Source organism: Micrococcus porci (assembly GCF_020097155.1).
In the GTDB taxonomy this organism is placed as follows: domain Bacteria; phylum Actinomycetota; class Actinomycetes; order Actinomycetales; family Micrococcaceae; genus Micrococcus; species Micrococcus porci.
Genome location: NZ_CP083691.1, coordinates 1,019,803 through 1,046,030, shown reverse-complemented (window position 1 = coordinate 1,046,030; position 26,228 = coordinate 1,019,803). Strand labels below are relative to the sequence as shown.

The window sequence follows — 26,228 nt, the reverse complement described above, 5'->3', positions numbered from 1 at the left end:
TAGATCCGCCGGGGGCCCCGGGGCCAACCCCTCCCCCGCCGGTGACCGGCGCATGACGACGCGCGGGGCCGCTCACGGGAGGATACTGGGGGCGGCCCGCTCGGGCCGTCCCGGGCCCGTGCGGCCCGCTCCCCGCTGACGGAAGGTGACCGCATGCCCTCGGGTGCGCTCTCCCCGGCGCGCCGCGTCGTGACGGCGGTGACCGGCGTCGTGGCCGGCTCCCCCGCCCGCGCGGCGCTGTCCGCCTTCGCCCTGGGCGCCCTGCTGTTCACGGGGCTGCTCATGCTGCCGGCCGCGGCCACGGACGGGCGGGTGACACCGCTGCACGACGCGATGTTCACGGCCGTGTCCGCGTTCTCCGTGACCGGCCTGACCACCCTGGACACGGCCGAGCACTGGACCCCGCTGGGTCAGGTGATCCTGCTGGCGGCCATGCAGATCGGCGGCCTGGGCATCCTCTCCATGGCGTCGCTGCTGACCCTGGCCGTGTCCCGGCACCTGGGCCTGCGGACCAAGCTGGCCACGCAGGAGTCCGGCATGACCACCGGCAACATGGGCGAGGTCGGCCACCTGCTCAAGGTCGTGGTCTTGACGGTGCTGACGTGCGAGGGCGCCCTGGCGGTGATCCTGGTGCCCCGGTTCGCCGCGCTCTCCGACTCCTGGGCCACCGGACTCTGGCAGGGCGTGTTCTACTCCGTCAGCGCCTTCAACAACGCCGGGTTCACCATCCACGAGGGCGGCACCGCCGCCTTCATGCACGACCCGGTGATCCTCACGGTGATCGCCGTCGGCGTGTTCGCCGGCGCTCTCGGCTTCCCCGTGGTCATGGTCCTCGTGGACAAGGGCTGGCGGTTCCGCTCCTGGAACCTGCACACCAAGCTCACCGTGGAGGTGACGCTCGTGCTGCTGGTCGTGGGCGCCGTCGCCCTGTTCTTCTTCGAGGCCGGCAACCCCGCCACCCACGGGGACATGGTGGTGGGCCAGCGGATCGGGCACTCGTTCTTCGGGTCGGTGATGACCCGCTCGGGCGGGTTCGCGATCGACGACACGAACTCGCACCGACCCGAGTCCCTGCTGCTCATGGATGCGCTGATGTTCGTGGGCGGCGGCTCCGCCTCCACCGCCGGCGGCATCAAGGTGACCACGCTGGCGGTGATGTTCCTGGCGATCGTGGCCGAGGCCCGCGGCGACAAGGAGGTCACCGTGCACGGGCGGACGATCGCCCCGGAGACCCTCCGCGTCGCGATCTCCGTGCTCGCGCTCGGCGCCACGCTCGTGCTCCTGGCCACCCTCGCCCTCGTCTCGATCGTGGACCAGCCGCTGCAGCGGCCCCTGTTCGAGGTGGTCTCCGCGTTCGGCACCTGCGGGCTCTCCGTGGGGGTCTCCGCAGAGGCTCCGCCCGCCGGCAAGTACCTGTTGACGGCCATGATGTTCGCCGGCCGCGTCGGTACAATCACGTTCGCCGCGGCCCTGGCCCTGCGCCAGCGCCGCGTCCTCTACCGCTACCCCGTCGAGAGGCCGATCCTTGGCTGACCAGCCGCGCACCGACCCGAACGCCCCCGTGCTCGTGATCGGCCTGGGCCGCTTCGGCGCCGCCACGGCCGAGGAGCTGGTCACGCAGGGCCGGGAGGTCCTCGCCATCGAGCGGGACCCCGTGCTCGCCCAGCGCTTCGCCCCCACGCTCACGCACGTGGTGGAGGCGGACGCCACCGACGCCGAGGCCCTCCGCCAGCTGGGCGCCCAGGACTTCGACGTGGCCGTCGTCGGGGTGGGCACGTCCATCGAGGCCTCCGTGCTGATCACCGCGAACCTGGTGGACCTGGAGATCCCGCACATCTGGGTGAAGGCGATCTCCGACGCGCACGGCACGATCCTCAAGCGGATCGGCGCGCAGCACATCATCTTCCCGGAGAAGGACGCCGGCGTGCGCGCCGCGCACCTGGTGAACGGGCGGATGCTGGACTTCATCGAGTTCGACGACGACTTCGCGATCGTGAAGATGTACCCGCCCACGGAGACGGTCGGCTTCACCTTGGAAGAGTCCAACGTGCGCCAGAAGTACGGCGTGACCATCGTCGGCGTGAAGACCCCGGGCGAGGACTTCACCTACGCCCAGCCGCACACCCGCGTGGGCCCGCGGGACACGCTCATCGTGTCCGGGCACACCGACCTCATCGACCGGTTCGCCGCCCGTCCCTGAGCCGACCGGGGCAGGCGGTGCCGGCGCCGCTCAGGCGCCGTCTAGGGTGGCCGCATGCTGCTGCTGATCTTCGGGCCGCCGGCCGTGGGCAAGATGACCGTCGGACGAGCCGTCGCGGCGGCCTCCGACTTCCGGTTGTTCCACAACCACATGACCATCGAGCCCCTGCTCGAGGTGTTCGGCCACGGCACGGAGCCGTTCAACGTCCTCACAGACGAGTTCCGGATCCGCGTGATCGAGGAGGCCGCCAGGGCCGGCGTGGACCTGGCTTTCACGCTCGTCTGGGACGTGACGGATCCCGACGACGCCGAGTACGTGGCCCGGTGCGTCGCGGCCGCAGGCGATGACGCGGCGTTCGTCGAGCTGCGAGCGGATCTGGCGACGCGTCTGGAGCGCAACAGGACCGAGGAACGCCTCTTACACAAGCCTTCGAAGCGGAACCTGGAGTGGTCGGACGGCAACGTCCGGGAGATGGAAGCCACCTGGACGATGACCACGGCGGACGGCCCGGGAGCGGCGGAAGTGCTGCTGGGCGCCCACCCCCACCTGGGCCTGCAGACAGACGACCTCACGGCCGAGGAGACCGCCGAGCGGATCCTCGCGTGGCTCGCCGACGTCCGGGGCTGAGCCGCCGCCCGGCCCTGAGCCGGGGCACGGGCCGGGCGGCGCCGGCTGCGGTCAGGCGCCGAACTCGCGGCCCATCTCCTCGTCCCGCCTGGCGGCGGCGTCCATGGCGTCCGCCACGAGCCCGGCGAAGCCGCCGTCCTCGAACGCCGCGATGGCTCGCTCCGTGGTGCCGTTCGGGCTCATGACCGCACGGCGCAGCCCCTCGGCGGTCTGCTCGCCGGAGGTCACCGCATCCACCAGCATGGCGCCGGCGCCCTTCACGGTGGCCGCGGCCATGGCCTCGGCCGCCTCGGCGGACAGGCCCAGCTCCACGGCGTGCGCGGCGATCGCCTCCGCCAGCAGGAACACGTAGGCGGGGGCAGAGCCCGACGCCGCGACGACGGCCGGCAGCTGCTCCTCCGACACCGGCACCACCACGCCGGAGCCGGAGAACAGCGACTCCACCAGCGCGCGCTGGTCCGCGGTGACGCCCGCGGCGGGGGCCACGCCCACCACGCCAGAGCCCACGGTCAGCGGCGTGTTCGGCATGGTCCGCACCAGCGGCTGGCCCTCAGGCAGGGCCCCGGCGAGGGTCTCGGCGCGCACGCCCGCGGCCACCGAGACCACCACGGCCTCCGGGCGCAGGGCGGGGGCGATCTGCCGGGCCGTCACCACGATGTCCTTGGGCTTCACGCCCAGCAGCACCACGTCCGCCTCGGCCACGGCGGTCAGGTTCGCGTCCACGTCCTGCTCCCCGGAGAGCACCCGCACGCCCGGGAACCGGTTCCCCTTGGCCTGGGCCGAGGCGGCGGTGCGCGTGGTGGCGACGACGCGCTCCGGCGTCGTCACCGACGCGGCCAGCAGGCCCGTGAGGATGGCGCCGGTCATGGAGCCGAGGCCGAGGATCGCGATGCGGGGCTGGGCGGTCATGGGGTTCCTTCCGGGGACGGGGTTCAGGACTCGTGCCGGCCGGACTGATCGTTCTGGCCGAGGTGCTCGCGCGCGAACGCGAGCGAGGCGGACAGCTTCTCCTCGCGCTGGCCGGCGTACTCGACGCCGCGCGTGCCGACCTCCACGCACACCGTGCCGGCCAGGCCCTCCCGGCCGAGGAAGCGCAGGGACTCGGCCACGTTCTGCGTGCCCTCGCCGGGCACCAGATGCGCGTCCTTGGTCCCGTCCACGCCGTCGGTGAGGTGGACGTGGCGCAGCCGCCCACCGAGGCCGCGGATGTTCGCCAGGGAGTCCTCCCGCGCGATCGCCGCGTGGGAGAAGTCCCAGGTCACGTGCTCGTAGGGCTCCGGCACCGGGTCCCAGTGGGGCAGGTACATGGTGAGGTCGCGGCCGTGCGCCCGCCACGGGTACATGTTCTCCACGGCGATCACGACACCGGTGGCCTCCATGATCTCCGCGGTGCGCCGGGCGAACTGCGACGCGTAGCTCCCCTGCCAGCGGAACGGCGGATGGGCCACCACGGTGACGGCCCCCACCGCCCGGGCCAGCTCCACGGAGCGCACGATCTTGGACCACGCCGAACCCCACACCTGCTGGGTGAACAGCAGCGTGGGCGCGTGGATCGAGTCGATCCGCATGCCCGTGCGCTCGGACAGCCGGGCCAGGGCGCGGGCGTCCTGGCTGGTCGCGTTGTGCGTGACCATGACCTCCACGCCGTCGTACCCGAGGTCCGCGGCCGTGGCGAACACGTCCTGCGTGCCCAGGGGGAACACCGACGACGACGACAGCGTCACCGGGATCTCCGCGCCGAACCGGGGTGCGGGGGCCAGGTGGGCGGTGGAGACCAGCGGCGGCTCCAGGTGGCGCCCGTGGGGGTCCCACGGGCGGGAGCCGGCGCCGGAGGGCCCCGTCATGTCAGCGCACCCCCAGGCTGAGCCCCGGCAGCAGGGAGTCGGTGTTGAGGTTGACGTGCCCGACCCCGAGGCCGTCCTCGCGGGTCAGGTGGCCCTCCAGCATGAGGGCGTCCAGGCGGTTGAGGATCAGACCCTCGCGCAGGGCCCACGGGCAGATCTCCAGCTGGGCCACGCCGAAGGTGCGCATGGCCGCGAGCGCCACGAGCGCGCCGGCCAGCACCTGCGGGGCGCGGACCTCGGAGACGCCGGGCAGCTCGGCCCGCTGCTCCCAGGTCATGGCGGCCAGGCGGTTGACCCAGAGCTGGAGGTCGTCCGCCCGGAGGTGTCGCTTGACGTACGGGCCGGCCGCCGAGGGCGCCGCGCCGGTGAGCCGGGCCAGGGAGCGGAAGGTCTTGGAGGTCGCCGTGACCACGTAGGGGGCCTCGAGCGGCGGGAAGTCCGCGAAGACCGCCTCGATCTCGCGGCTGACGTGCTTGTGGAGCTTCTTCACGGCCTTGGGGCTGGGCGGGTCGTCCGGGAGGCGCTCGCGCGTGAGCCGGCCGGCGCCCAGCGGCAGGGAGACGGCGTGGCTGGGCAGCTCGTCCTGGCCGTAGGCGATCTCGAAGGAGCCGCCGCCGATGTCGAAGTTCAGGATGGAGCCCACGCCCCAGCCCTGCCAGCGGCGCACGGCGAAGTACGTCATGGACGCCTCCTGCTCGCCGGAGAGCTCGGAGAGGTGCACACCCGTCTCCGCCTCCACCCGGGCCAGCACGGCCGGGCCGTTCTCCGCCTCGCGGATGGCCGAGGTGCAGAAGGAGATCATGTCCTCCGCGCGGTGCTCCTCGGCGAAGGCCACGGCCTCGCCGATGAAGCCGACCAGCTCGTCCTGGCCCTCCTCGTTGATCGCGCCGGACTCGTCCAGGTAGCGGATCAGCGGAAGGGAACGCTTGTGCTCCGCGTAGGGGGTCGGCCGCGCGCCGGCGCGGGCCTCCACCAGGAGCAGGTGGACCGTGTTGGACCCGATGTCCAGGACGCCCAGGCGCACGGGTCAGGCCTTCTTGCGCGTGGTGGTGGACGTCGTCGTCTTCTTGGCGGCGGGCTTGCGGGCGGCGGGCTTCTTGGCCGCCGGCTTCTTCGCCGAGCCCTTGGCGCGCTTGTCCGCGAGCAGCTGGTAGGCCTCCTCGGCCGTGAGCTCCTCGGGGGCGCGGCCGCGGGGCACGGTGATGTTGGTGACGCCGTCCGTGACGTACGGACCGAACCGGCCCTCCTTCACGGTGACCTTCTTGCCGGAGACCGGGTCCTCGCCGAACTCGGCCAGCGGCGGCTTGGCGGTGCCGCGGCCGCGCTGCTTGGGCTGGGCGTAGATCTCCAGCGCCTGCTCCTGCGTGACGGTGAAGATCTGGTCCTCGGACTCCAGGGAGCGCGAGTCGGTGCCCTTCTTCAGGTACGGGCCGAACCGGCCGTTCTGCGCGGTGATGACCTCGCCTTCGGCGTCGGCGCCGACGATGCGCGGCAGGGACATCAGCTGGAGCGCCTGCTCCAGGGTGACGGTGTCCACGGACATCGTCTTGAACAGGGAGCCGGTGCGGGGCTTCTCCTTGGCCGGCTTCTTCTTCGGCTTGGGCTTGCCGTTCTTGTAGTACTCGGTGGGCTGGGCGTCGAGCCAGGCCTGCAGCTCCTCCTCGCCCATCTCCGGGATCACCTCGGTGACGTACGGCCCGTACCGGCCGTCCTTGGCGACGACGGTCCGCCCGGTCTCCGGGTCCACGCCGAGCTCGCGCTCGTCCGCACCGCCGGCGGCCATGAGCTCCTCCGCCTTGGCGGGGGTGAGCTCGTCCGGGGCGAGGTCCTCGGGCACGTTGGCGCGCTCGGGCGCGGTGCCCTCGGCGGCGCCCTCGGGGAGGCGGCGCTCCAGGTAGGGGCCGTACTGGCCCACGCGCAGGGTGATGTCCTCGGTGACGGGCAGGGAGTTGACCTGCCGGGCGTCGATCTCGCCGAGGTTCTCCACCACGTGCTTCAGGCCCTCGACGCCCTTCTGCGTGTCCGCGGAGTCCGCGCCGAAGTAGAAGGTCTGCAGCCATGCCTCGCGGGCCAGCTCGCCGGCGGCGATCCGGTCGAGGTCGTCCTCCATGCGCGCCGTGAAGTCGTAGTCCACGTACTTCGCGAAGTAGTCCTCGAGCAGGCCGATCACGGCGAACGCGGTCCAGGACGGGACCAGGGCGCTGCCGCGCTTGGACACGTAGCCGCGGTCCATGATCGTGGAGATCGTGGGCGCGTAGGTGGACGGGCGGCCGATCTCGCGGCGCTCCAGCTCGGCGACGATCGAGGCCTCCGTGTAGCGGGCGGGCGGGGTGGTCTCGTGGCCCGTGGGCTGGATGGGGGCGCCGGTGAGGGTCTCGCCCTCCGCCACCTGCGGCAGGCGGCGGTCCTTGGCGTCCTTCTCCTCCTCGGGCTCGGCGTCTCGGCCCTCCTCGTAGGCGTCGAGGAAGCCCTTGAAGGTGATCACGGTGCCGGAGGCGGCGAACTGGGCGGTGCGGCCGTCCTCGGCCTGCGCGGAGAAGCGCAGGGTGGCGGTGTAGCCCTTGGCGTCGGCCATCTGGGAGGCCACGGTGCGCTTCCAGATCAGCTCGTACAGGCGGAACTCGTCCGGACGCAGCTCCGCCTTGACCTGGGCGGGCGTGCGGAAGGAGTCGCCGGCGGGGCGGATGGCCTCGTGGGCCTCCTGCGCGTTCTCGGTGCGCTTGGCGTAGACGCGCGGCTGGGTCGGCACGGACTCCTGGCCGTAGAGCTCGGTGGCCTGCCTCCGGGCGGCCTGCACGGCCTCCTGGGAGAGGTTCACCGAGTCGGTGCGCATGTAGGTGATGTAGCCGTTCTCGTAGAGGCGCTGGGCGACCTGCATGGTCACCCGCGCGCTCATGCGCAGCTTGCGGGAGGCCTCCTGCTGCAGCGTGGAGGTGGTGAATGGAGCGGCCGGACGGCGGGTGTACGGCTTGTCCTCCACGGAGTCCACCGTGAAGTCCTTGCCGTCCAGGCCCTCGGCCAGCGACGCCGCCGCGGCCTCGTCGAGGTGCGCCACCTTCTTGCCGGCGGACTCCTTGAGGCGCCCGGCGTCGTCGAAGTCGCGGCCCGTGGCCACGCGCGCCCCGTCCACCGTGGACAGGCGGGCGGTGAAGGAGGAGCCGGCGGCGCCGTCGGCCTTCGCGTCCGGGCCCACGGTGAAGGTGCCCTCCACTCCCCAGTACTGCGCGGCCACGAACGCCATGCGCTCGCGCTCGCGCTCCACCACCAGGCGGGTGGCCACCGACTGCACGCGGCCGGCGGACAGGCCGCGGGAGACCTTGCGCCACAGCACCGGGGAGAGCTCGTAGCCGAAGAGGCGGTCCAGGATGCGGCGGGTCTCCTGGGCGTCCACCAGGTGGGTGTCCAGCTCGCGGATGTTCTCCAGACCGCGGCGCACGCCCTCCTTGGTGATCTCGCCGAAGGTCATGCGGTACACGGGGACCTTGGGCTTGAGCGTGTCCAGCAGGTGCCACGCGATGGCCTCGCCCTCGCGGTCCGCATCGGTGGCCAGGTAGAGGGCCTCGGCGTCCTTGAGCTCGCGCTTGAGCTCGGTGACCTTCTTCTTCTTGTCCGGGTGCACCACGTAGTACGGGGTGAAGCCGTGCTCCGTGTCCACCGCGAACTTGCCGTACGGGCCCTTCTTCATGTCCGCGGGCAGATCCGAGGGCTTGGGGAGGTCGCGGATGTGCCCCACGGACGAGTCCACCACCCAGCCCTCGCCGACCGCGTTGAGGTACTTCGCGATCGACTTGCTCTTGGCCGGGGACTCCACGATGACCAGCTTCTTGCCCTGGGGCACGGAGCTGGACGTCGACGCGGATGCAGTGGGCACGGGGGGTTCCTCCTCGGACGGACGGGCACGGGACCGCCGGACGGCGGGCCTGCGCGCCGTCATCCTATGGTCCAGTCCCCCCACACTAGCCACACCGGCGGGACCCGACCCCGCCCCGGACGCTCAGGCCTCGAGCAGGAAGCCGTCCTCATGGAGTTCCCGGACGGCCGCCAGCAGTCCGGCTCGGCCGGCGTCGTCCAGCTCCAGCAGGGCCGCCACCGCGCCGACCAGCTGCCCCACGGACAGCTCGCCGTCGCTGGCGGACAGGACGCCCGCCGTGGCGGTGTCCAGGCGGGCGGTGCGCCGGAAGCCCGCGCCCTGACGGGCCAGGATGACCTCAGGATGCTCGGCGCCGAACCGGGAGTGCCGCTCCTCCGTGACGTCCTCGGCCACGCGCAGGTGCAGGCCGCGCAGCGCGGCCAGGGCGGGGTCACCGGTGACGACGGCGTCGGTCGCCCCCGCCTCCGGTCCGGCGGCGAGCCGGTCCCGGCGGGCGACGGCGGCCGCCCAGGCCGTGCCGAGGGCCTCGTCGAGCGGCTGGGTCAGCTCCTCGGCGACCGTCCACGCTCGGCCCTGCGAGCGGTCCGCGGCGGGGCGGCGCAGCCACACGTGCCCGAAGCCCACCCCGGTGACCCCGCGGGCCGCGAAGTCGTCCAGGTAGCCGCGGTACGCGGCCTCGTAGGCGGCCGGGTCCAGCTCGAGGGACGAGTCCTGCAGCCACGTCTCGGCGTAGCCGGCCGGGTCCTGCCGGTCCCGCTGGACGAACCACGCCTGCATCCCGGGGCCCACCCAGGACCGGGGGCGCGCGTCCCAAGCAGGAGGGGCGTCGTCTCCCGCGGGGACCTCGGCCGCTCCCGCGGGGATCTCGGCCGCTCCTGCGGGAATCTCCCAGTTGGCGAGCAGCTGCGCGGTGCCGCCCTCGACGAGGTGCTCCGGCAGGGCGGCGATCAGCTCGGCGACGAGTCGATCCCCCTCGCGGCCTCCGTCCCGGTAGGTGAGCACGGGAGCGTCGGGATCGGTGCGCGGGGTGATGACGAACGGCGGATTGGAGACGACCAGGTCGAACCGCTCCCCCGCCACCGGCCCGAGCAGGTCCCCGGCGGCCAGGCGGACCCGATCCTCCAGGCGCTCCCGGTCCAGGCGGAGGACGTCCGCGTTGAGCAGGAGGTTGAACCGGGTGAAGTCGAGGGCGCGCTCGGAGAGGTCCGTGGCGGTGACGTGCTCGGCGTGGGCCAGCAGGTGAAGGGTCTGGACGCCGCAGCCCACGCCCAGGTCCAGGGCCCGGGCGACCGGCCGGCGCTGCGTGGCCCCGGCCAGCGTGAGGGAGGCCCGGCCGATGCCGAGCACGTGGTCCTCCGGCAGCGGTCCGCGGCGCTGCAGCGCGGTCTGGTCCGAGGCCACCCACATCGGCCCGGGCTCGTCCGCGGCATAGGGCGAGAGGTCCACGGTGGCGCGTGCCCTCTCGGCTCCCGTATCGGCCCCGTCGAGGACGACGAGCCCCGCCTCCACGGCCCCGTCCAGCCCCAGCGCGGGCAGGGCGGCGGCGAGGTCGGCCGCGGGGACGGGCTCGCCCAGCATGAAGGCGCCGACCACCGCGGCCAGCGGGCGGGAGGCGGCGGCGGCATCGCGCGCGGCGGGCGCGGCGAGGACCCCGGCGACCACGCGGCGCGCGGCCACGGCGTGCTCGCGGTCCAGGGCCGCGGTGGCCACGGGTCCGAGCAGCGTCTCCACGACGTCGGTCGTGTACGGCAGGGCGGTGAGGTCGGCCGCGAGTGCGGCGGCCGCGGCGGGGCTCAGGTGCGGGGCGGGCAGGCTCATGCGGGGGTCCTCTCGAGGCAGCGGGGGCAGACGTGGTCGGGATGGGCGGCCACGCAGTCCGGGCAGCGCACCTGAAGGGTGGTGCAGGCGGGGTCGGCGCAGTTGGCCAGGTGGGACGTGGCCCCGCCGCAGGTGACGCACCGGCCGAGCGTCTCCGCGCCGTCGGTGAAGGCCAGGGAGAGGCGGCGGTCGAACACGGCGAGGCGGCCGTGCCAGAGCCCGGCGTCGCCGTGGGCCTCGCCGTAGCGGACGATCCCGCCGTCGAGCTGGTAGACCTCGGAGAATCCGCGGTCCTTGAGCAGCGCGGAGAGCACCTCGCAGCGGACGCCGCCCGTGCAGTACGTGACCACGGGCTGGTCCTTGAGGTGGTCGAGGGAGCCGGAGTCCACGGCCTCCAGCAGGTCGCGCGTGGTGTGCGCCGCCGGGATGACGGCGTCCTCGAACCGGCCGATGGCGGCCTCCACGCTGTTGCGCCCGTCGAGGAAACGGACGGGGCGCCCCTGGGCGGCGCGCTCGGCCACGAGGGCGTGGAGCTGATCCGCGGGCAGGTGCTCGCCGGTGCCGACGACGCCGTGCTCGTCCACGCGGATCCGTTCGGGGGCGCCGAAGGCCACCAGCTCGGGGCGGACCTTCACGGACAGCCGCGGGAAGTCCGCGGCCGAGCCGTCCGACCACGTCACCTCCAGGCCCCGGAACGCCGGGTGCTCGCGGGTGCCGCGGACGTAGCGCTTCACCGCCTCCGCGGGCCCGCCGACGGTGCCGTTGATGCCCTGCGGGGAGACGATGATCCGCCCGGCCAGCCCGAGGGAGACGGCCAGGGTCCGCTGCCACAGCCGCACGGCCTCCGGGTCGGCCAGGGGCGTGAACCGGTAGTACAGCGCGATCCGGCCCGGCCCTCCGGGGGCGGGGAGCGGCGTCGGGGCGGCGGGGGCGGCGGCGGTCATCGGATCCGAGCGTAGTCGGGGCGGCCGCGCGGGGCCGGACGTCCCCCGCGTCACGATGTGACGACGATCACGCGGGGGGCATGGCCCCCGGCGTGCGCCGCCCGTACCCTCTGAACCATGACGCAGAGCATCGACGACACCCTGGTGGGCACGTGGTTCGCCGCGTGGTCCCGCTCCCGAGGCTATGAGACCCGCATCGAGGACGGCATGCGCTCGGCCCTGCGCAAGAAGCGCTCGGCGCAGCGCATCCCCGGCGGCGCCGGCCGCGCCGCGATGGACATCCCCACCACGTGGGAGCACGTCCTCGTCTCCCCCGACGCCGACGCCCTGGCCCCGGCCCTGGCGTCCCTGGAGGAGCAGCCGGACCGCCTGGTCACGGTCTTCGGCGAGACCGACCAGGACCTGACGTCCGCGGGCCTGCACTCGGCCGTGCTGCCCGAGCGGTTCATGTCCATGGAGCTGGACCGCGAGGTCCAGGACGTGGAGCCGCCGCTGCTGCCCGAGGGCTACGAGGCGCACGTGGACGAGCCGCGGCCCGGCTCGCGCCGCGTCCGGTTCTACGCCGCCGGCGCCCTGTCGGGCGTCCCGGAGGGCGAGGAGGAGCTCGCCGCGCTGGGCTGGGTGACGTTCGAGGGCGAGACCGCCGTGTTCGACCGCATCTGGACCTCCCCGGACCACCGCCGCCGCGGCCTGGGCAGCCTGGTCATGCGCCACCTCACCAGCGAGGCGCTCGGGGCGGACGACGAGCTCGAGCGGGGTCTGCTGGTCGCCTCCCCGGACGGGCAGAAGCTCTACGGCCACCTCGGCTGGACCGACCTGGGCCCCGTGCGCATCTGGACCCGCGCCGACGGCGAGGCCCCCGGGGCGGAGCACACCGGCACGATGGCCCGGTGACCGGCGGCCCGGTCCCCTGGCCCGACGACGACCCGTGGGCCGCTCGCGGCCCGGCGGAGGACCGCTCCGCACGGGACGTGCCCACGCCCGCTCCCGGCGGGCCGGGCTGGGAGCCGCCCCAGGAACTCGCCACAGGTGATCCCGAGGCGCGGGCGGCGTTCGCGGCCGCGCTGGGACGTCGATCCCTGCCGGCGCAGATCCGCCACGTCACCACGATCCCGGCCCGCACCCCGCGGTCAGCCCCCTGGCCGGCCGGCACTCCCGCCGGGCTGGTGCGGGCCTTCGCCGCTCGCGGCGTGCAGGCCCCCTGGGAGCACCAGGCACGCGGGACGGCCGCGGCGCTGGCCGGGCGGCACACCGTCCTGGCGACGGGCACGGCATCGGGCAAGTCCCTGGCCTATCAGCTCGCCGTGGGCGCCACGCTCGCGGCCGACCCGCGGGCGACCGTCCTGTACCTGGCGCCCACCAAGGCGCTCGCGGCGGACCAGCTGGCCTCCTGGCGTGCCCTGGAGCGGGACGGCGCCGCCTGGCTGCGCGCCGCGCCCTACGACGGCGACACCGCCCCCCAGGACCGGATCTGGGCCCGCGAGCACGCGAACGTGCTGCTGACCAACCCGGACATGCTGCACGTGGGGATCCTGCCCCACCACGAGCGGTGGGCCGTGTTCTTCCGCAACCTCGCCTACGTGGTGCTGGACGAGTCCCACACCTACCGCGGCGTGTTCGGATCGCAGGTGGGGATCCTGCTGCGCCGGCTGCGCCGTGTGGTGGCCCACTATCGGGGTGAGCGGCCGGAGACCGTGTTCATCGGCGCCTCGGCGACCTCCGCGGCCCCGGCCGAGCACCTCGCCACGCTCATCGGCGCCGCCCCCGGGGAGGTGGAGGCCGTGACGGAGGACGCCTCTCCCCACGGTGCGGTGCACGTCGCGTTCTGGGAACCGGAGCTGACGGACCGTCGCGGGGAGAACGGGGCGCCGGTGCGCCGCTCCGCCACCGCCACCGCGGCCGACCTGCTCACGGACCTGGCCCTGCAGCAGGTCCGGACGCTCGCGTTCATCAAGTCCCGGCGCGGCGCGGAGACCATCGCCGGCGCCGCCAAGCGCCAGCTCGAGGAGGTCGAGGCCGGGCTGGGCTCGCGCATCGCGGCCTACCGTTCCGGCTACCTTCCGGAGGAGCGGCGCGCCCTGGAGGAGGCCCTGCGCTCCGGGCGGCTGCTGGGCATGGCCTCCACCCCAGCCCTGGAGATGGGCATCGACGTGGCGGGCCTGGACGCCGTGGTGGTGGCGGGCTGGCCGGGGACCCGCGCGTCGTTCTTCCAGCAGATCGGCCGGGCCGGGCGCGGCGGCCAGGACGCGCTGGCGTTCTTCGTGGCCTCCGACGACCCCCTGGACACGTTCGTGGTGGAGCACCCGGGGGCGGTGTTCGACCTGGGCGTGGAGGACACGGTGCTGGACCCCGCGAACCCGCACCTGCTGGGACCGCAGCTGTGCGCGGCCGCCGCGGAGCTGCCGCTGCGCCCCGAGGACCTGCCCTGGTTCGGCGGCCCGGAGCGGGTGCGGGAGCTGCTGGACGTCCTCGTCGAGCAGGGGCTGCTGCGGCGGCGGCCGGCGGGCTGGTTCTGGACGCACACGGAGCACGCGGCGTCCCTGGTCTCCCTGCGCGACGACGGCGGCGGGCCCATGGACATCATCGACGTCGAGTCGGGCGCGCTGCTGGGCACCATGGACTCCCCGCAGACCCACTACCAGGCGCATCCGGGCGCGGTGTACGTGCATCAGGACCGCACCTTCCTGGTGGAGGACCTCGACGAGGACGCGCACGCGGTGCTCGTGCAGCGGGCGTGGCCGGACTTCACGACGCAGGCCCGGGACGTCACGGAGATCGAGATCGTGGCCGTGCACCGGCGCCTCGACGCCGCCGGGTCCTCCCTGCGCTGGTGCCTGGGCGACGTGCAGGTGACCACGCAGGTGATCTCCTTCCAGCGCAAGGCGCTGCTCTCCGGGGAGGTGCTCGGTGAAGAGCCCTTGGACCTGCCCGCCCGGGACCTGTTCACGTCCGCCGTGTGGTTCCAGGCCGCCTCCGAGGAGCTCGTGGCCGCGGGGCTCACCATGGACCGGCTGCCCGGCGCCCTGCACGCCGCGGAGCACGCGATGATCGGCATGATGCCGCTGGTCGCCTCGAACGACCGCTGGGACATCGGCGGCGTCTCGATGGTGCTGCACCCGGACACCGGGGTGCCCACGGTGTTCGTGTACGACGGGCGCCCGGGCGGGGCCGGGTTCGCCGAGCGCGGCTTCGCCCAGGCTCGCCGCTGGGTGGAGGCCACGGCCGGGGCGATCGCCGCGTGCGAGTGTGCGGAGGGCTGTCCGTCCTGCGTGCAGTCGCCCAAGTGCGGCAACCGGAACAGCCCCCTGGACAAGGCCGGCGCGCTGACCGTCCTGCGGTTCCTGGCCGAGCGCTTCGACGGCCTCATCGAGGTCCCCGCACACCTACCGGACGTCACGGCGTAGCCGCCTCGGGCGGTGCGCCGGGGGTGTCCGGCGCGTCCTCCGGGGCATCGTCGCGGCCCGGGCCGGCAACCGGGCCGCGCGGCCCCACCGGGGGCCCGGCCACGGCGACGGCGGTGCTCGCCGGCAGCGGGTCCGCCGCGATGACGACGGCCACGCGCACGGAGCCGTCCGGCAGGAGCACGCACTCGGTGACCTCCGCGCCGTTGCGCCGCGCGCTCTCCTCTGCCAGCGGGCACGGCTCGAGGACCCCGGCGTCCGGGACCGCACCGAGGCCGCGCCGGGCGTCGGAGGCGGCCAGCGCCGCGAGGTCGGCGGCGCCCGAGGCCCGGGCGGCGGTGGCGGACGCGTGGCCGACGGCCAGCACCCCGGTGAGCAGCCCCGCCCCGAGGAGCGCTGTGCCGAGAGCGGTCGCGGTGCCGCTCACGGCGCCGCCTCCCCGGTGGGGGCGGTGATCCCCGGCGTCCGCCCCGGTGGCGTCGGCGACGTCGCCTGCACGGGCGCGACGGCCTCGGCGCTGAGGGTCACGGCGGCCAGCGGTCCCGGGCCGGGGCGGGTGACCGTGACGGTCACCCAGCCCTCGGCCGTGCGGGCCTCGAGGGCGGCGTCTCCCCCGGCCATGCGGCCCACGGCATCCCGGGCGAGGGACTCGGCGTCCCCGCGGGCCAGGATCCGGGCGGCGGAGGCGGCGGCGTCCTGGGCACGGACCTGGTGGACGGCGGCGACGCCGGCCAGCAGGACCGCCACCAGGACGGCCACCGCGGCCGGCAGCAGCACCGCGTACTCGGCCGTCACGGCGCCGCGCTCCCCCTCCCCGCGCTCGGCGTCCCGGAATGCCACCGTCCCCGACGCCCCGGCCCGGGCGCCGCGGAGGCGCCCGGGCCGGGGGGCCTCCGCGGGGAGGTCAGCCACGCTGCAGGGCCTGGGAGACGAGGTCCACGAGCAGCTCGCGCACCTCGGGGCTGGTGAGGACGACGGCCAGCACGCCGGCGAAGCCGACCGCGGCGAGCGTGAGGATGCCGTACTCGGCGGTCTGGGCGCCGGTCTCGTCCTCCGCCCAGGTGGCGAGGGCGGCGGCGCGCTGCGGGCCGACGAGCGGCACGAGGGTCTCGGTCAGGGCGGTGGAGTTGTGGGTCATGGTGTTCCCTCCTGGGGTGGTCCGGCGCCGTTCGCCGGGCCGTCGGTGTGCGGGTCCTGCTGGTGGCGCCCCGGGTGGGCCGCCTCCTCCAGCCTGCGGCGCCGGTCCCGGCCGGTGCGCGGCCCCGCCCCGGATCCGTGGACGGCGCTCCGGGGTGCGGCGACCTGTGCAGGAGCGATCGGCCTCGTCCCTGCCCGCCCGCATGGGGCCGCCGTTCACCGGGCACCCAGCAGCGCCAGCGCCATCGGCGCAACGCCCCAGCAGACGAACGCCGGCAGCTGGCACAGACCCAGCGGCACGACCAACCGCACGGCCAGCTCCTCGGCGCCGCGCTCGTCGGCGCGCCGGGTCTCCTGCCGGAGGGCCGCGGCCGTCTGGTGCAGCACCGCCTCCCCGGCCATGCCGGTGCGGTGCAGGGGCCGCAGGCGCTCCCCCAGGGCCGCCCACCGCGGCTCCTCCGTCACCGGGGCCCAGGCCTCGTCCCAGTCCGCGCCCCAGCGCAGCAGCACGGCCACCACCCGCAGATCGGCGGCGCCCGGCAGGTGCGCGGAGACGTCGTCGAGGGCGGCCGGCAGGGAGCGGCCCGCGCCCAGCAGCACAGCGGCCACGTCCACGACGACGCCCGGGCTCGCCTCCCCGAGCGGCCGGGCACCGCGGCGCAGCGCGAGCCGGGTCCAGGCCCGGCCCGCTGCGGTGAGGACGCCGCCGAGCACCAGCAGCACCCAGCCGAACCCGGTGGCGAGCAGGTCGGCCGGTCCCATGCCCAGCAGCCAGGCCAGGCCGAGCCCGCCGACCGGGAGCCAGGACAGCAGACGCGCGGTCGCCCGGGGGCCGGCGGCGGCCGTGCGGCGGGCCCGGGAGGCGTCCACGTCGGCCTCCAGGGCGTCGGCGAGCCGGGCCGCCGTCCGGGAGAACGACGCGCCCGCCCGGGCGGCGGCCGCGAGCGCCGCGTCCGCCAGGTCCCACGGCGAGCGCTCCCCGGGCCGCGGCTGACCGCCCTCCGCGCCACGGCCGGGCCCGCCCCATCGGGCGAGGGCCGCGCGGCGCAGGGCCTCGTGGCGCGGGCAGCATCCCGGCGTCGGGCGCCCGCACGGGGAGGACGCCTGGGCGACCGCCGTCCACGCCTCGGCCGGCGTCATCCCGGCCGCCGTGAGCCCGGCCCAGCGGCGCAGCGCCTCGACGACCTCCTGGGCCCGTTCCTCGGCGCGCTCCTCCGCCCTGCCGGGCAGGGCGATCACCCGTGCCCCCGGCCGGACAGGCGGGCCTCGAGGACCTCGAGGCCCGGGCCCGCGCGGGTGCCGCCGCCGTCCCAGGTCAGGGCGGGGAGCACACTGAGCGGCGCGTCGGGATGGGCGGCGGGCGCCGGCACGGCGAGCTCCACGGGGTGGCGGCCGCGGCCGTCCCGGCGCACGTGGAGGACGGCGTCCACGCCGGCGCGTGCCTGCGCGGCCACCGCGGAGGCGGACCACCCGGCCAGGGCGCCCATCGCGGCCAGGCGCGCGGGGACGTCGGCGGCGGCGTTGGCGTGCAGGGTGCCCCACGCGCCCTGGTGTCCCGTGTTGAGGGCGGTGAGCAGGTCCGCGACCTCGGGGCCGCGGCACTCGCCCACCACCAGGCGGTCGGGGCGCATGCGCAGGGCCTGCCGGATCAGCTCGGCGAGCGTGACCTCCCCGGCGCCGTCCGCGGTGGGGGCACGGGCCTGCAGTGAGATCACGTGGGGATGCGCCGGGGCGGCCTCGGCGGTGTCCTCGACGAGCACGATCCGCTCGTCCGCACCCGCCAGGCCGAGCGCGGCGGCCAGGAGGGTCGTCTTGCCGGTGCCGGTGGCCCCGCTGACCAGCACGCTCGCCCGCCCGCGCACCAGGGCGACGACGGCGTCCCGCCACCTCTCCCCGTCCGGCCAGTCGGCGGCGAGGGCGTCGAGCGACGGCGGCTCGGCGGCGGGCACGCGCAGGCTCAGGACGGTGCCGCCGCCGCTGACGGGCGGCAGGACCGCGTGCACGCGCACCCCGTCCACGCGCGCGTCGGCCACGGGGCACGCGGGGTCCAGGCGACGGCCGGCCAGCCCGATGAGCCGCACCGCGAGGGCGCGGGCCGTCGGCTCCGGCAGGATCAGCGGGCGGCGGACCAACCCCTCGACGCCGTCCGTCCACACGCTGCCGGCGGCGTCGACCAGCACGTCCGTGACCCCGGTCCGGCGCACCCACGGAGCCAGCGGACCGAAGCCCACGAGCTCCTCCAGCACCGCGTCCGGGTCTCGCAGGCCCGCGGGCCGGGGACATCCCGACGGCGGTGTGTCCCCGTCCTCGGCCGCGAGGTCCGCGAGCGCACGGCTCACGGTCTCGCGCAGTGGCGGGGGCGCATGGGGGTCCGCGCGGGCCTGGGCCTCGGCCACGGCGCGGCGCAGTCGGGCGTCGGGGTCTGGACCGACGTGGGCGGGCTCTCCCCGGTCAGAGCCCGGACGACGCCGGCCGACTCGGCGCAGGTCCGGGAGGAGCGGAGCCGGCAGGCTCAGGCCCGCCGGCAGCAGCGCGGGGCGGCGGGCGGGGCGGGGGGCGTCGGGCACCCAGGCGGGCATGGTCCCTCCTGCGTCGGCTCGGAGACGGGTCCCGCCATTCCAGCCCCGAGCCGTACCCGCCCGCTCGGCCCCGTCCTGCTGCCGTGGACGACGCGCCGGGCCGCGGCACCCTGTGCAGGAGAGGTCCGCGCCGTCCCCGCCTCCGCCCCGCTCAGCCCTCGAGGACCGCGCGGCTGCCGGCGTCGATCAGCGGGGCGCCCGCCCAGGGCTCGTCCCAGCCGGCCAGCTCGAGGACCCGGCTGAGCAGCGCCGCGGTGAAGCCCCACACCAGGCGGTCGCCGGCCAGGAACCCGGGGGTCTCGCCGCGCCGGCCCCCCGGGCGCCGCACCCGCACCCGGTTCGCGGGGGCGGCGAGGTCCGCCACGGGCACCCGGAACACGGCCGTGGCCTCGTTGTGGTCCACGACGGCCACGCGGGAGGGGTCCCGCCACCAGCCGATCACGGGGTGCACCACGTACCCGGAGACCACCACGGGCACCGCGGGCAGCACGCCGAGCACCTCGACGCCCGCCGGGTCCAGGCCGGTCTCCTCCTGCGCCTCGCGCAGGGCGGTCGCCACCACGTCGGCGTCCTGGGCCTCCACCCCGCCGCCCGGGAACGCGACCTGGCCCGCGTGGGTGCGCAGGCCGGCGGCGCGCTGGGTCAGCAGCACGTCCACGGCGGGACTCACCCCGCACGCGCGCCCGTCGTGGGCGGCCGGGACGTCGTCGAGCTCGCCCACGAGGATCAGCACGGCCGACGCGCGGGGGCGAGCCGCCTGGGGCCAGTCGAAGCCCCAGACCCGAACGGACGACGCCGGGATCGTCGTGAGGCCCGCCTCGTCGTCGCCGGCGACGGGGGCCACGCCGTGCTCGGCCACGATCCGCTGCAGGTCCGCGCGGGCGGAGGAGGGCGAGGACGGGGGCAGGGGCGGGATGCTCATGCGCCCCACGCTAGCCCGCGGCTCACCCCACGAGCAGCCGCACCGCCAGCACGGCCATGACGACGGCGATCACGCTGTCGAGCACCCGCCAGGCGGTCGGGCTGGCGAGGGGCGTGGCCAGCAGGCGAGCACCGTAGCCGAGAGCGGAGAACCACAGCACGGACCCCAGCGCAGCGCCTCCAGCAGCCACGGCACCGCGGTCACCAGGACGCCCACGCCCGCGGTGCCGGCGGCGATCAGCACGGCGTCGGAGAGCAGGCAGACCAGGACCACCAGCCCGACGTGCTCGCGGCGCACGCCCTGGCGCAGCACGAAGGCGTTCTGGGCACCGATCGCGACGATCAGCGCGAGCCCGGCGAGCAGTCCGGTGAGGGCGTGGGTCCACATGGGGCCCGACCCTAGCGGCCCCCCGGCCGCCTCAGGCCTCCAGCGTCCATCCCTCGTCACGCAGCTGGCGGCGGGTGGCGCCGGCCCGCATGCGGGCGAGCAGCTCCTCCCGACCCGGCTTGAGCTCGTAGGAGAGCAGTGCGCGGGCCGCCTCCGGCTCGGTCTCCCCCGCCCCGTAGGAGGGGCACCAGCGGGCGATCGGGCACGCCCCGCACGCCGGCTTCCGGGCGTGGCACACGCGTCGCCCGTGGAACACGAGGTGGTGGGAGAGCATCGTCCAGTCCCTCGGCGGGAACAGGGCGGCGACGGCGTGCTCCACCTTCACGGGATCGGTCTCCTCCGTGAACCCCAGCCGGCGGGCCAGCCGTCCGAAGTGCGTGTCCACGGTGATCCCGGGTCGTCCGAACGCGTTGCCGAGCACCACGAACGCCGTCTTCCGCCCGACGCCGGGCAGGGTCACCAGGTCCTCGAGGCGATCCGGCACCTCCCCGTCGAAGCGCTCCACGAGCTCCCGGGACAGGCGCAGGACCGCCGACGCCTTGTTCTTGTAGAAGCCGGTGGGGCGCACGAGCTCCTGCAGCTCGACCTCGTCGGCGCCCGCCATGGCGACGGCGTCGGGGAACCGGGCGAACAGCGCCGGGGTGACGGCGTTCACGCGCACGTCCGTGGTCTGGGCGGAGAGCACGGTGGCCACGAGCAGCTCGAACGGGGTCTCGAAGTCGAGCTCCGCCACCGCGTACGGGTACGCCTCGGCCAGGGCACGGTCGATCCGCCGGGCCCGCCGGGTCAGGGCCAGGGGCGTCTCGCCGGTGGGCGTCGTCGTGTCGGCCGGGGCCATGGGTCCTCCTCGTCGCGTCCGCCGGGCGCCCTCCCCGGGGTGCCCCGGCCATCGTACGGAGGCGGGGCCGGCGACGTGATCCGTCACGCGGGGGCGCGGGCTTGAACGCCACCCGCTCTCGGCGTCTACTGTGACCCTCAGCACTCACCGTGCCGCGCGTCACACCGGCGCGGCGCCCCCCGCCCGACACCAGGAGGACCTTCGTGGACGAGACACGCGCCACCTATCCGCCGTCCGAGCAGTTCGCCGCGCAGGCCGTGGCCGGCGCCGACCTCTACGAGGAGGCCGCTGCCGACCGCCTCGCCTACTGGGCGCGTCGCGCCCGCGAGCACCTCCACTGGGAGCAGGACTTCACCCAGGTGCTGGACTGGTCCGACGCCCCGTTCGCCAGGTGGTTCGCCGACGGCACCACCAACGCCGCCTACAACGCCCTGGACCGCCACGTGGAGGCCGGGCGCGGGGACCGCACCGCGATCGTCTTCGAGGGCGAGCCCGGCGACACCCGCACCTACACCTACGCCGACCTGGCCGCCGAGGTCCGCCGCGCCGCCAACGCCTTCGAGTCCCTCGGCGTGGCCAAGGGCGACCGCGTGGCCGTGTACCTGCCGATGATCCCCGAGGCCGTCATCACCATGCTCGCCTGCGCGCGCATCGGCGCGGTGCACTCCGTGGTGTTCGGCGGCTTCTCCGCGGACGCCCTCCGCTCCCGCGTCGACGACGCCGAGGCCAAGCTCGTCGTCACCGCCGACGGCTCCTTCCGCCGCGGCAGGCCCTCCATGCTCAAGCCCGCCGTGGACCAGGCGCTCTCCGCCGAGGGCCACACCGTCGAGCACGTCGTCGTGGTCCGCCGCAACGAGGCCGACGTCGACTGGACCGAAGGCCGGGACCTGTGGTGGCACGACGTCGTCCCCACCGCCTCCGACGAGCACGAGGTCGTGTGGCACGAGGCCGAGCACCCGCTGTTCATCCTCTACACGTCCGGCACCACCGGGAAGCCCAAGGGCATCCTCCACACCACCGGCGGCTACCTCGTGCAGACCGCCGCCACCCACCACGACACCTTCGACCTCCACGCGGACACGGACGTGTACTGGTGCACCGCCGACGTCGGCTGGGTGACCGGGCACTCCTACGTCGCCTACGCGCCCCTGGTGAACGGCGCCACCCAGGTCATCTACGAGGGCACCCCGGACTCCCCGCACCAGGGGCGCTGGTGGGAGATCGTGCAGAAGCACGGGGTGACGATCCTCTACACCGCGCCGACCGCCATCCGCACCTTCATGAAGTGGGGCCGGCAGATCCCGGACGGCTACGACCTCTCCTCCCTGCGCGTGCTCGGCACCGTCGGCGAGGCCATCAACCCCGAGGCGTGGCGCTGGTTCCACGACGTCATCGGCGGCGGCCGCTGCCCCATCGTGGACACCTGGTGGCAGACCGAGACCGGCGCCCACATGCTCACCCCGCTGCCCGGCGTCACCGAGCTCAAGCCCGGCTCCGCCCAGCGGCCGGTGCCCGGCGTCGTCCTCGAGGTGGTGGACGAGCTCGGCGAGCCCATGGAGGGCAGCACCGCACCCGGCTTCCTCGTGGCCCGCGAGCCGTGGCCGTCCATGCTCCGGGGCATCTGGGGCGACCCGGAGCGCTTCAAGGAGACCTATTGGTCCCGCTTCCCGGGCATGTACTTCGCCGGCGACGGCGCCCAGTACGACGAGGACGGGGACATCTGGCTGCTCGGCCGCGTGGACGACGTCATGAACGTCTCCGGGCACCGCCTGTCCACCACGGAGATCGAGTCCTCCCTCGTGGCACACCCGAAGGTGGCGGAGTCCGCCGTGGTCGGCGCCGCAGACGAGACCACGGGTGAGGCCGTCGTCGCGTTCGTGCTGCTCACCGAGGAGGCCACGGCCGCCGGCGAGGACGTCGAGGCCGTGCAGGAGGAGCTGCGCCAGCACGTGGGCAAGGACATCGGCCCGATCGCCAAGCCCAAGCGCGTGCTCGTGGTCCCGGAGCTGCCGAAGACCCGCTCCGGCAAGATCATGCGCCGCCTCCTCAAGGACGTCGCCGAGGGCCGCCGTCCCGGCGACGCCACGACCCTGGCCGACCCCACCGTGATGGACCGCATCACGGAGGCCGTCGGCTCCTGAGCTCCCGCACCCCGGCCGGCGCGGGGCACCCCCGTCCGGCGCGTCGTGTGCACGACTCGCCGCACCGGCGCCGTCGCCGGCGGCGAGCCGTGAACACCACGGGGACGGGGACGGGGACCGCTGAGACGACGACGCCCGCCTCCCTTCCGGGAGGCGGGCGTCGTCGTCGGGTGCGCGGACTCAGAGGGTGTGGTCGACGTCCACGGCGTCCGCGAGCGTGCCGGAGGTCTCGTCCGGGTGCTTCAGCAGGTGGACGGCGGAGAGGACGAGGCCGCCCCAGACCGTGAGCATGGCGATGACCATCATGATGAGCGCCGGGGTGTGCATGTCAGGACTCCTTCGAGGCGACGGGGGCGGTGTGGTCGATCTCGTTGACCGACTCCTCCGCGTGCAGGCTGGACTTGTGGGACCACGGGATCAGGGAGAGCAGGACCGCCAGGACGACGGACCCGATGGCCAGCCCCCAGCCGTAGACCGCCAGGAAGTCCGTCGGGTAGCCGCCGTACGGGGTGGCGGCGTTCTCGCGGATCCACTCGATCCACATCCAGCCCAGCAGCACGGGCATCACCACGCCCACGAGGATCCGGTACACGCGGCCCACGCGGAAGGACGAGACCGAGTTCAGGTGCGCCACCAGTTCGCCGCCGCGCCGGGCGATCCACATCACGGCGATCACGGCCACGAGGGCGGCGCCCACGATGCCGAAGTTGTTCGCGAACGCGTCCATGGTGTCCAGCATGGCCACGCCGGTGGTGGTGGAGAACAGCGAGATCGAGATGACGGCGGAGATCCCGACGACGACGAGCACGGCGGTCCAGCGACCCCAGCCGAGCTTGTCCTTCACGGCGGAGACGACGACCTCGAGGATGGAGATCAGCGAGGTGAAGCCGGCGATCACCAACGACGCGAAGAACAGCACGCCGATGAGCGCGCCGGCCGGGGCCTGCGTGATGAGGGTCGGGAAGGCGATGAACGCCAGGCCGATGCCGGAGCCGGCCACCTCGGACACCTGTACGCCGGAGGCCTGCGCCATGAAGCCCAGCGCGGAGAACACGCCGATGCCGGCGAGGATCTCGAAGCCGGAGTTGGAGAAGCCCACCACCAGGCCGGAGGCCGTGAGGTTGGTGCGCTTCTTCAGGTAGGAGGCGTAGGTGATCATGATGCCGAAGCCCACGGACAGGGAGAAGAAGATCTGCCCGTAGGCGGCGATCCACACCCCGGGCTCCTTCAGGGCGGCCCAGTTCGGGGTGAAGAGGGCGTCGAGGCCCTGCATGGCGCCGGGCAGGGTGAGCGAGATGATCACCAGCACCACGAACATGACCACGAGCAGCGGGATGCCGATCATGGAGGCCAGGGCCACGCCGCGGCGGATGCCCAGGCCCATGATGAGCAGCAGCACCCCCCACACGGCGACCATCGGCCAGAACACGCCGGGCACGATGTCGAAGGACGGGTTCGGGTCCTTCACCTGCTGCAGGTAGGTGCTGAAGAGGAAGCCCTCGGGGTCGTCGCCCCACCGCTGGTCCAGGGAGAACCAGGTGTACATGATCGACCAGGCGATGATGGCCGCGTAGTACACGCCGATCACCGCGCAGATCAGCACCTGCCACCAGCCGATGGCCTCGGTCCAGCGGCTCATCCGGCGGAACGCCATGGGGGCGGAGCCGCGGAAGCGGTGGCCGATCGCGTAGTCCAGGAACAGCAGCGGGATGCCGGCGGTCAGCAGGGCCACCAGGTAGGGGATGACGAAGGCGCCGCCGCCGTGCTCGTAGGCGACGTACGGGAAGCGCCAGATGTTGCCGAGGCCCACCGCGGAGCCGATGGCCGCGAGGATGAAGGCCCACCGGCCGGTGAACTCCTCGCGGGTGCGCGACGGTGCCGCCGTCGCGCCAGTGGACGTGGACATGGGAGGACCTCCAGGGGGTCGCGGCTCCGCGCGCGGATGCGCGGCGGCCACCGGTGCGTCTGAAAGGGCACACCGTACTCCACGTGCCGCCGCGTGGGCCCGGACGGTCCACATGCTGGAACCCTCCCGGTTCGGACATCGGGCGGCCCCCGCCGCGGCTCAGGCGCGCACGGCCTCCCGCCCGCCCAGGCCCGGCTCGGGGAGCACGGGGGCGATCGCCTCGGCGACGAACAGGCGCGCCTGGGTCCCGAGGTCGGCGGCGGCCTGGCGCACCGGCTCGGGCGTCAGGTGCTCCGCCGCGGCCACCACGCGGGAACGGCCGGCCTCGTCCGCCGCGTCGGCCGGAAGCAGGGGCCGTGCCACGGGCGCCGCCAGCGCGATCACGACGGCGGCGACCGCCAGGCCGGCCACGCCGCCGAGCAGCCCGTCGGCCCGCGACAGGGCGCCGCGGCCGAGGGCCCGACGCACGGCCGCGCCGATCCGCAGCCCGATCCCCTGCCCGAGGACCACCAGGAGCACGCCGGCCGCCACGACGGCGAGCGGCCGCCACGCGGGGTCCGGCACCAGCCCGCCCAGGGGGACGGCGAACAGCACCGCCGCCGCGACGCCGGCCAGCAGCCCCAGCGCCGAGCCGAGCGTCAGCGCGAGCCCGCGCCGCAGCCCCGAGGCCAGGGCCAGGAGCAGCACGAGGGCCAGGACGGCGTCGATCCAGGTGGGGGCGGTGGTCATGGTCGGTCTCCTTCCCGCGGGCCGGCCGGGGGGCCGGGTGGCGCGTGGACCCCCACGCTAACCAGCCCGCCTGGACGCAGGCTCGGAGACCGCCGCGACTCGGCAGGGACAGTGCGATGGGGCACAATGGCACCGACATCCCGGGCGCGCCGCGCCCGCGGCTCGCGGTATCGCAGAAGGGACGCGCACGCATGGATCTCGAGGTTCTCAGGAAGGCCCCGCTCTTCACCAACCTGGACGACGAGGTGTTCTCCATCCTCACCTCCGAGCTCACCGAGGTGGAGCTCTCCCGCGGCGCCTCCGCCTTCCACGAGGGCGATCAGGGCGACCAGCTCTACGTGATCATGTCCGGCAAGATCAAGCTGGGCCGCACCGCGTCCGACGGCCGCGAGAACCTCGTCGCCGTGCTCGGACCGGGCGAGATCTTCGGCGAGATGGCGCTCTTCAACCCGGCGCCCCGCTCCGCCACCGCCACGGCCGTCTCCGCCGCGCGCCTGGCCGGCCTGCGCCACGAGAACCTGCGCCGCGCCATCGCCTCCTCCCCGGACGTGTCCCTGCAGCTGCTCCAGGCCCTCGCCCAGCGCCTGTCCAAGACCAACGAGTCCCTGGCGGACCTCGTCTTCTCGGACGTCCCCGGCCGCGTGGCCAAGGCCCTGCTGGACCTCGCCGACCGCTTCGGCCGCCCCGCCGCCGACGGCCTCCTCGTGGCCCACGACCTCACCCAGGAGGAGCTCGCCCAGCTCGTCGGCGCCTCCCGCGAGACCGTGAACAAGGCCCTGGCCGAGTTCGTGCAGCGCGGCTGGATCCGCCTGGAGAACCGCGCCGTGGTCATCCTCGACCTGCAGCGCCTGCGCCAGCGCTCCCGCTGACCCCCGCCACGACGA

At 74.8% G+C, this 26,228-nt stretch carries 23 protein-coding genes and 1 pseudogene; 7 read left to right on the top strand and 17 right to left on the bottom strand.

Translation table 11 applies throughout. The features are described 5' to 3' along the window. Positions 1-153: 153 nt before the first annotated feature. The 3 genes from KW076_RS05000 to KW076_RS04990 are packed head-to-tail and all read left to right on the top strand — an operon-like array spanning position 154 to position 2,827. Positions 154-1,533, top strand: a complete 1,380-nt coding sequence (locus KW076_RS05000) for a TrkH family potassium uptake protein (protein WP_224356499.1) — start codon at positions 154-156, stop codon at positions 1,531-1,533. Continuing rightward, complete coding sequence (locus KW076_RS04995) at positions 1,526-2,200, top strand: potassium channel family protein (protein ID WP_224356498.1); 675 nt, start codon at positions 1,526-1,528, stop codon at positions 2,198-2,200. Before KW076_RS05000 ends, KW076_RS04995 begins: the two co-directional genes overlap by 8 nt. A 54-nt stretch (positions 2,201-2,254) precedes the next feature. Next, entirely contained in the window at positions 2,255-2,827 is a 573-nt protein-coding gene (locus KW076_RS04990) for an ATP-binding protein (RefSeq protein WP_224356497.1), read from the top strand. Between the two features lie 51 nt (positions 2,828-2,878). Here KW076_RS04990 and proC read toward each other — a convergent pair whose 3' ends face one another. The 6 genes from proC to trhO form a co-directional block, all read right to left on the bottom strand. Beyond that, positions 2,879-3,736 carry a pyrroline-5-carboxylate reductase gene (gene proC, locus KW076_RS04985; RefSeq protein ID WP_224356496.1) on the bottom strand — a complete coding sequence of 286 codons (858 nt, stop codon included), beginning with the start codon at positions 3,734-3,736 and terminating at the stop codon, positions 2,879-2,881. Positions 3,737-3,759: 23 nt separating this feature from the next. Then, positions 3,760-4,671 carry a sugar phosphate isomerase/epimerase family protein gene (locus KW076_RS04980; protein WP_224356495.1) on the bottom strand — a complete coding sequence of 304 codons (912 nt, stop codon included), beginning with the start codon at positions 4,669-4,671 and terminating at the stop codon, positions 3,760-3,762. A gap of 1 nt (position 4,672) precedes the next feature. Next, positions 4,673-5,695 carry a Ppx/GppA family phosphatase gene (locus KW076_RS04975; protein WP_224356494.1) on the bottom strand — a complete coding sequence of 341 codons (1,023 nt, stop codon included), beginning with the start codon at positions 5,693-5,695 and terminating at the stop codon, positions 4,673-4,675. A gap of 3 nt (positions 5,696-5,698) precedes the next feature. Then, the gene (gene topA, locus KW076_RS04970; protein ID WP_224356493.1) at positions 5,699-8,542 is read right to left on the bottom strand and encodes a type I DNA topoisomerase; all 2,844 of its coding nucleotides are present in this window, start codon (positions 8,540-8,542) and stop codon (positions 5,699-5,701) included. A 123-nt stretch (positions 8,543-8,665) separates the two neighbouring features. After that, positions 8,666-10,360: a DUF7059 domain-containing protein gene (locus KW076_RS04965; RefSeq protein WP_224356492.1), complete on the bottom strand. Its 1,695-nt coding sequence runs from the start codon at positions 10,358-10,360 to the stop codon at positions 8,666-8,668. After that, complete coding sequence (gene trhO, locus KW076_RS04960) at positions 10,357-11,304, bottom strand: oxygen-dependent tRNA uridine(34) hydroxylase TrhO (protein WP_224356491.1); 948 nt, start codon at positions 11,302-11,304, stop codon at positions 10,357-10,359. The genes KW076_RS04965 and trhO overlap by 4 nt, the downstream gene beginning before the upstream one ends. 117 nt (positions 11,305-11,421) lie before the next feature. Here trhO and KW076_RS04955 point away from each other — a divergent pair, with 117 nt between their 5' ends. Together KW076_RS04955 and KW076_RS04950 are read left to right on the top strand one after the other, a co-directional pair. Next, complete coding sequence (locus tag KW076_RS04955; protein WP_224356490.1) at positions 11,422-12,198, top strand: GNAT family N-acetyltransferase; 777 nt, start codon at positions 11,422-11,424, stop codon at positions 12,196-12,198. Between the two features lie 170 nt (positions 12,199-12,368). Next, positions 12,369-14,708: a DEAD/DEAH box helicase gene (locus KW076_RS04950; protein ID WP_434084371.1), complete on the top strand. Its 2,340-nt coding sequence runs from the start codon at positions 12,369-12,371 to the stop codon at positions 14,706-14,708. Here KW076_RS04950 and KW076_RS04945 read toward each other — a convergent pair. From KW076_RS04945 to nth, 8 genes and pseudogenes are all read right to left on the bottom strand, one after another. Next, positions 14,698-15,132 carry a hypothetical protein gene (locus KW076_RS04945; protein WP_224356489.1) on the bottom strand — a complete coding sequence of 145 codons (435 nt, stop codon included), beginning with the start codon at positions 15,130-15,132 and terminating at the stop codon, positions 14,698-14,700. The two genes, KW076_RS04950 and KW076_RS04945, sit on opposite strands and share 11 nt — an antisense overlap. Further along, positions 15,129-15,617, bottom strand: coding sequence for a TadE family type IV pilus minor pilin (locus KW076_RS04940; protein ID WP_224356488.1), 489 nt, complete (start codon positions 15,615-15,617; stop codon positions 15,129-15,131). The genes KW076_RS04945 and KW076_RS04940 overlap by 4 nt, the downstream gene beginning before the upstream one ends. Further along, entirely contained in the window at positions 15,610-15,843 is a 234-nt protein-coding gene (locus tag KW076_RS04935; RefSeq protein ID WP_224356487.1) for a DUF4244 domain-containing protein, read from the bottom strand. Before KW076_RS04935 ends, KW076_RS04940 begins: the two co-directional genes overlap by 8 nt. Positions 15,844-16,058: 215 nt before the next feature. Continuing rightward, positions 16,059-17,081, bottom strand: a complete 1,023-nt coding sequence (locus tag KW076_RS04930) for a type II secretion system F family protein (RefSeq protein WP_224356486.1) — start codon at positions 17,079-17,081, stop codon at positions 16,059-16,061. Then, complete coding sequence (locus KW076_RS04925; protein WP_224356485.1) at positions 17,078-18,421, bottom strand: TadA family conjugal transfer-associated ATPase; 1,344 nt, start codon at positions 18,419-18,421, stop codon at positions 17,078-17,080. Before KW076_RS04925 ends, KW076_RS04930 begins: the two co-directional genes overlap by 4 nt. 151 nt (positions 18,422-18,572) lie before the next feature. After that, a complete protein-coding gene (locus tag KW076_RS04920) occupies positions 18,573-19,343 on the bottom strand; it encodes an NUDIX hydrolase (RefSeq protein ID WP_224356484.1) in 771 nt (256 codons plus the stop codon). 22 nt (positions 19,344-19,365) lie between these two features. Then, positions 19,366-19,730, bottom strand: a pseudogene (locus KW076_RS04915) (LysE/ArgO family amino acid transporter). 31 nt (positions 19,731-19,761) lie between these two features. Further along, a complete protein-coding gene (gene nth, locus KW076_RS04910) occupies positions 19,762-20,568 on the bottom strand; it encodes an endonuclease III (RefSeq protein WP_224356483.1) in 807 nt (268 codons plus the stop codon). 203 nt (positions 20,569-20,771) lie between these two features. Between nth and acs the strand changes: the two genes are divergently transcribed. Beyond that, entirely contained in the window at positions 20,772-22,709 is a 1,938-nt protein-coding gene (gene acs / locus KW076_RS04905) for an acetate--CoA ligase (RefSeq protein WP_224356482.1), read from the top strand. A gap of 180 nt (positions 22,710-22,889) precedes the next feature. On the opposite strand, the gene KW076_RS04900 is transcribed toward acs, so the two are convergent. The 3 genes from KW076_RS04900 to KW076_RS04890 all read right to left on the bottom strand — a co-directional run bounded on the left by KW076_RS04900 (position 22,890) and on the right by KW076_RS04890 (position 25,344). After that, positions 22,890-23,036 carry a methionine/alanine import family NSS transporter small subunit gene (locus KW076_RS04900; RefSeq protein ID WP_224356481.1) on the bottom strand — a complete coding sequence of 49 codons (147 nt, stop codon included), beginning with the start codon at positions 23,034-23,036 and terminating at the stop codon, positions 22,890-22,892. Between the two features lies 1 nt (position 23,037). After that, complete coding sequence (locus KW076_RS04895) at positions 23,038-24,615, bottom strand: sodium-dependent transporter (protein WP_224356480.1); 1,578 nt, start codon at positions 24,613-24,615, stop codon at positions 23,038-23,040. Positions 24,616-24,774: 159 nt separating this feature from the next. Further along, positions 24,775-25,344 (bottom strand): CvpA family protein, encoded by a 570-nt coding sequence (locus tag KW076_RS04890; protein WP_224356479.1) that lies wholly within the window; start codon positions 25,342-25,344, stop codon positions 24,775-24,777. 191 nt (positions 25,345-25,535) lie between these two features. Between KW076_RS04890 and KW076_RS04885 the strand changes: the two genes are divergently transcribed. Next, the gene (locus KW076_RS04885) at positions 25,536-26,213 is read left to right on the top strand and encodes a Crp/Fnr family transcriptional regulator (RefSeq protein ID WP_224356478.1); all 678 of its coding nucleotides are present in this window, start codon (positions 25,536-25,538) and stop codon (positions 26,211-26,213) included. Positions 26,214-26,228: the final 15 nt, after the last annotated feature.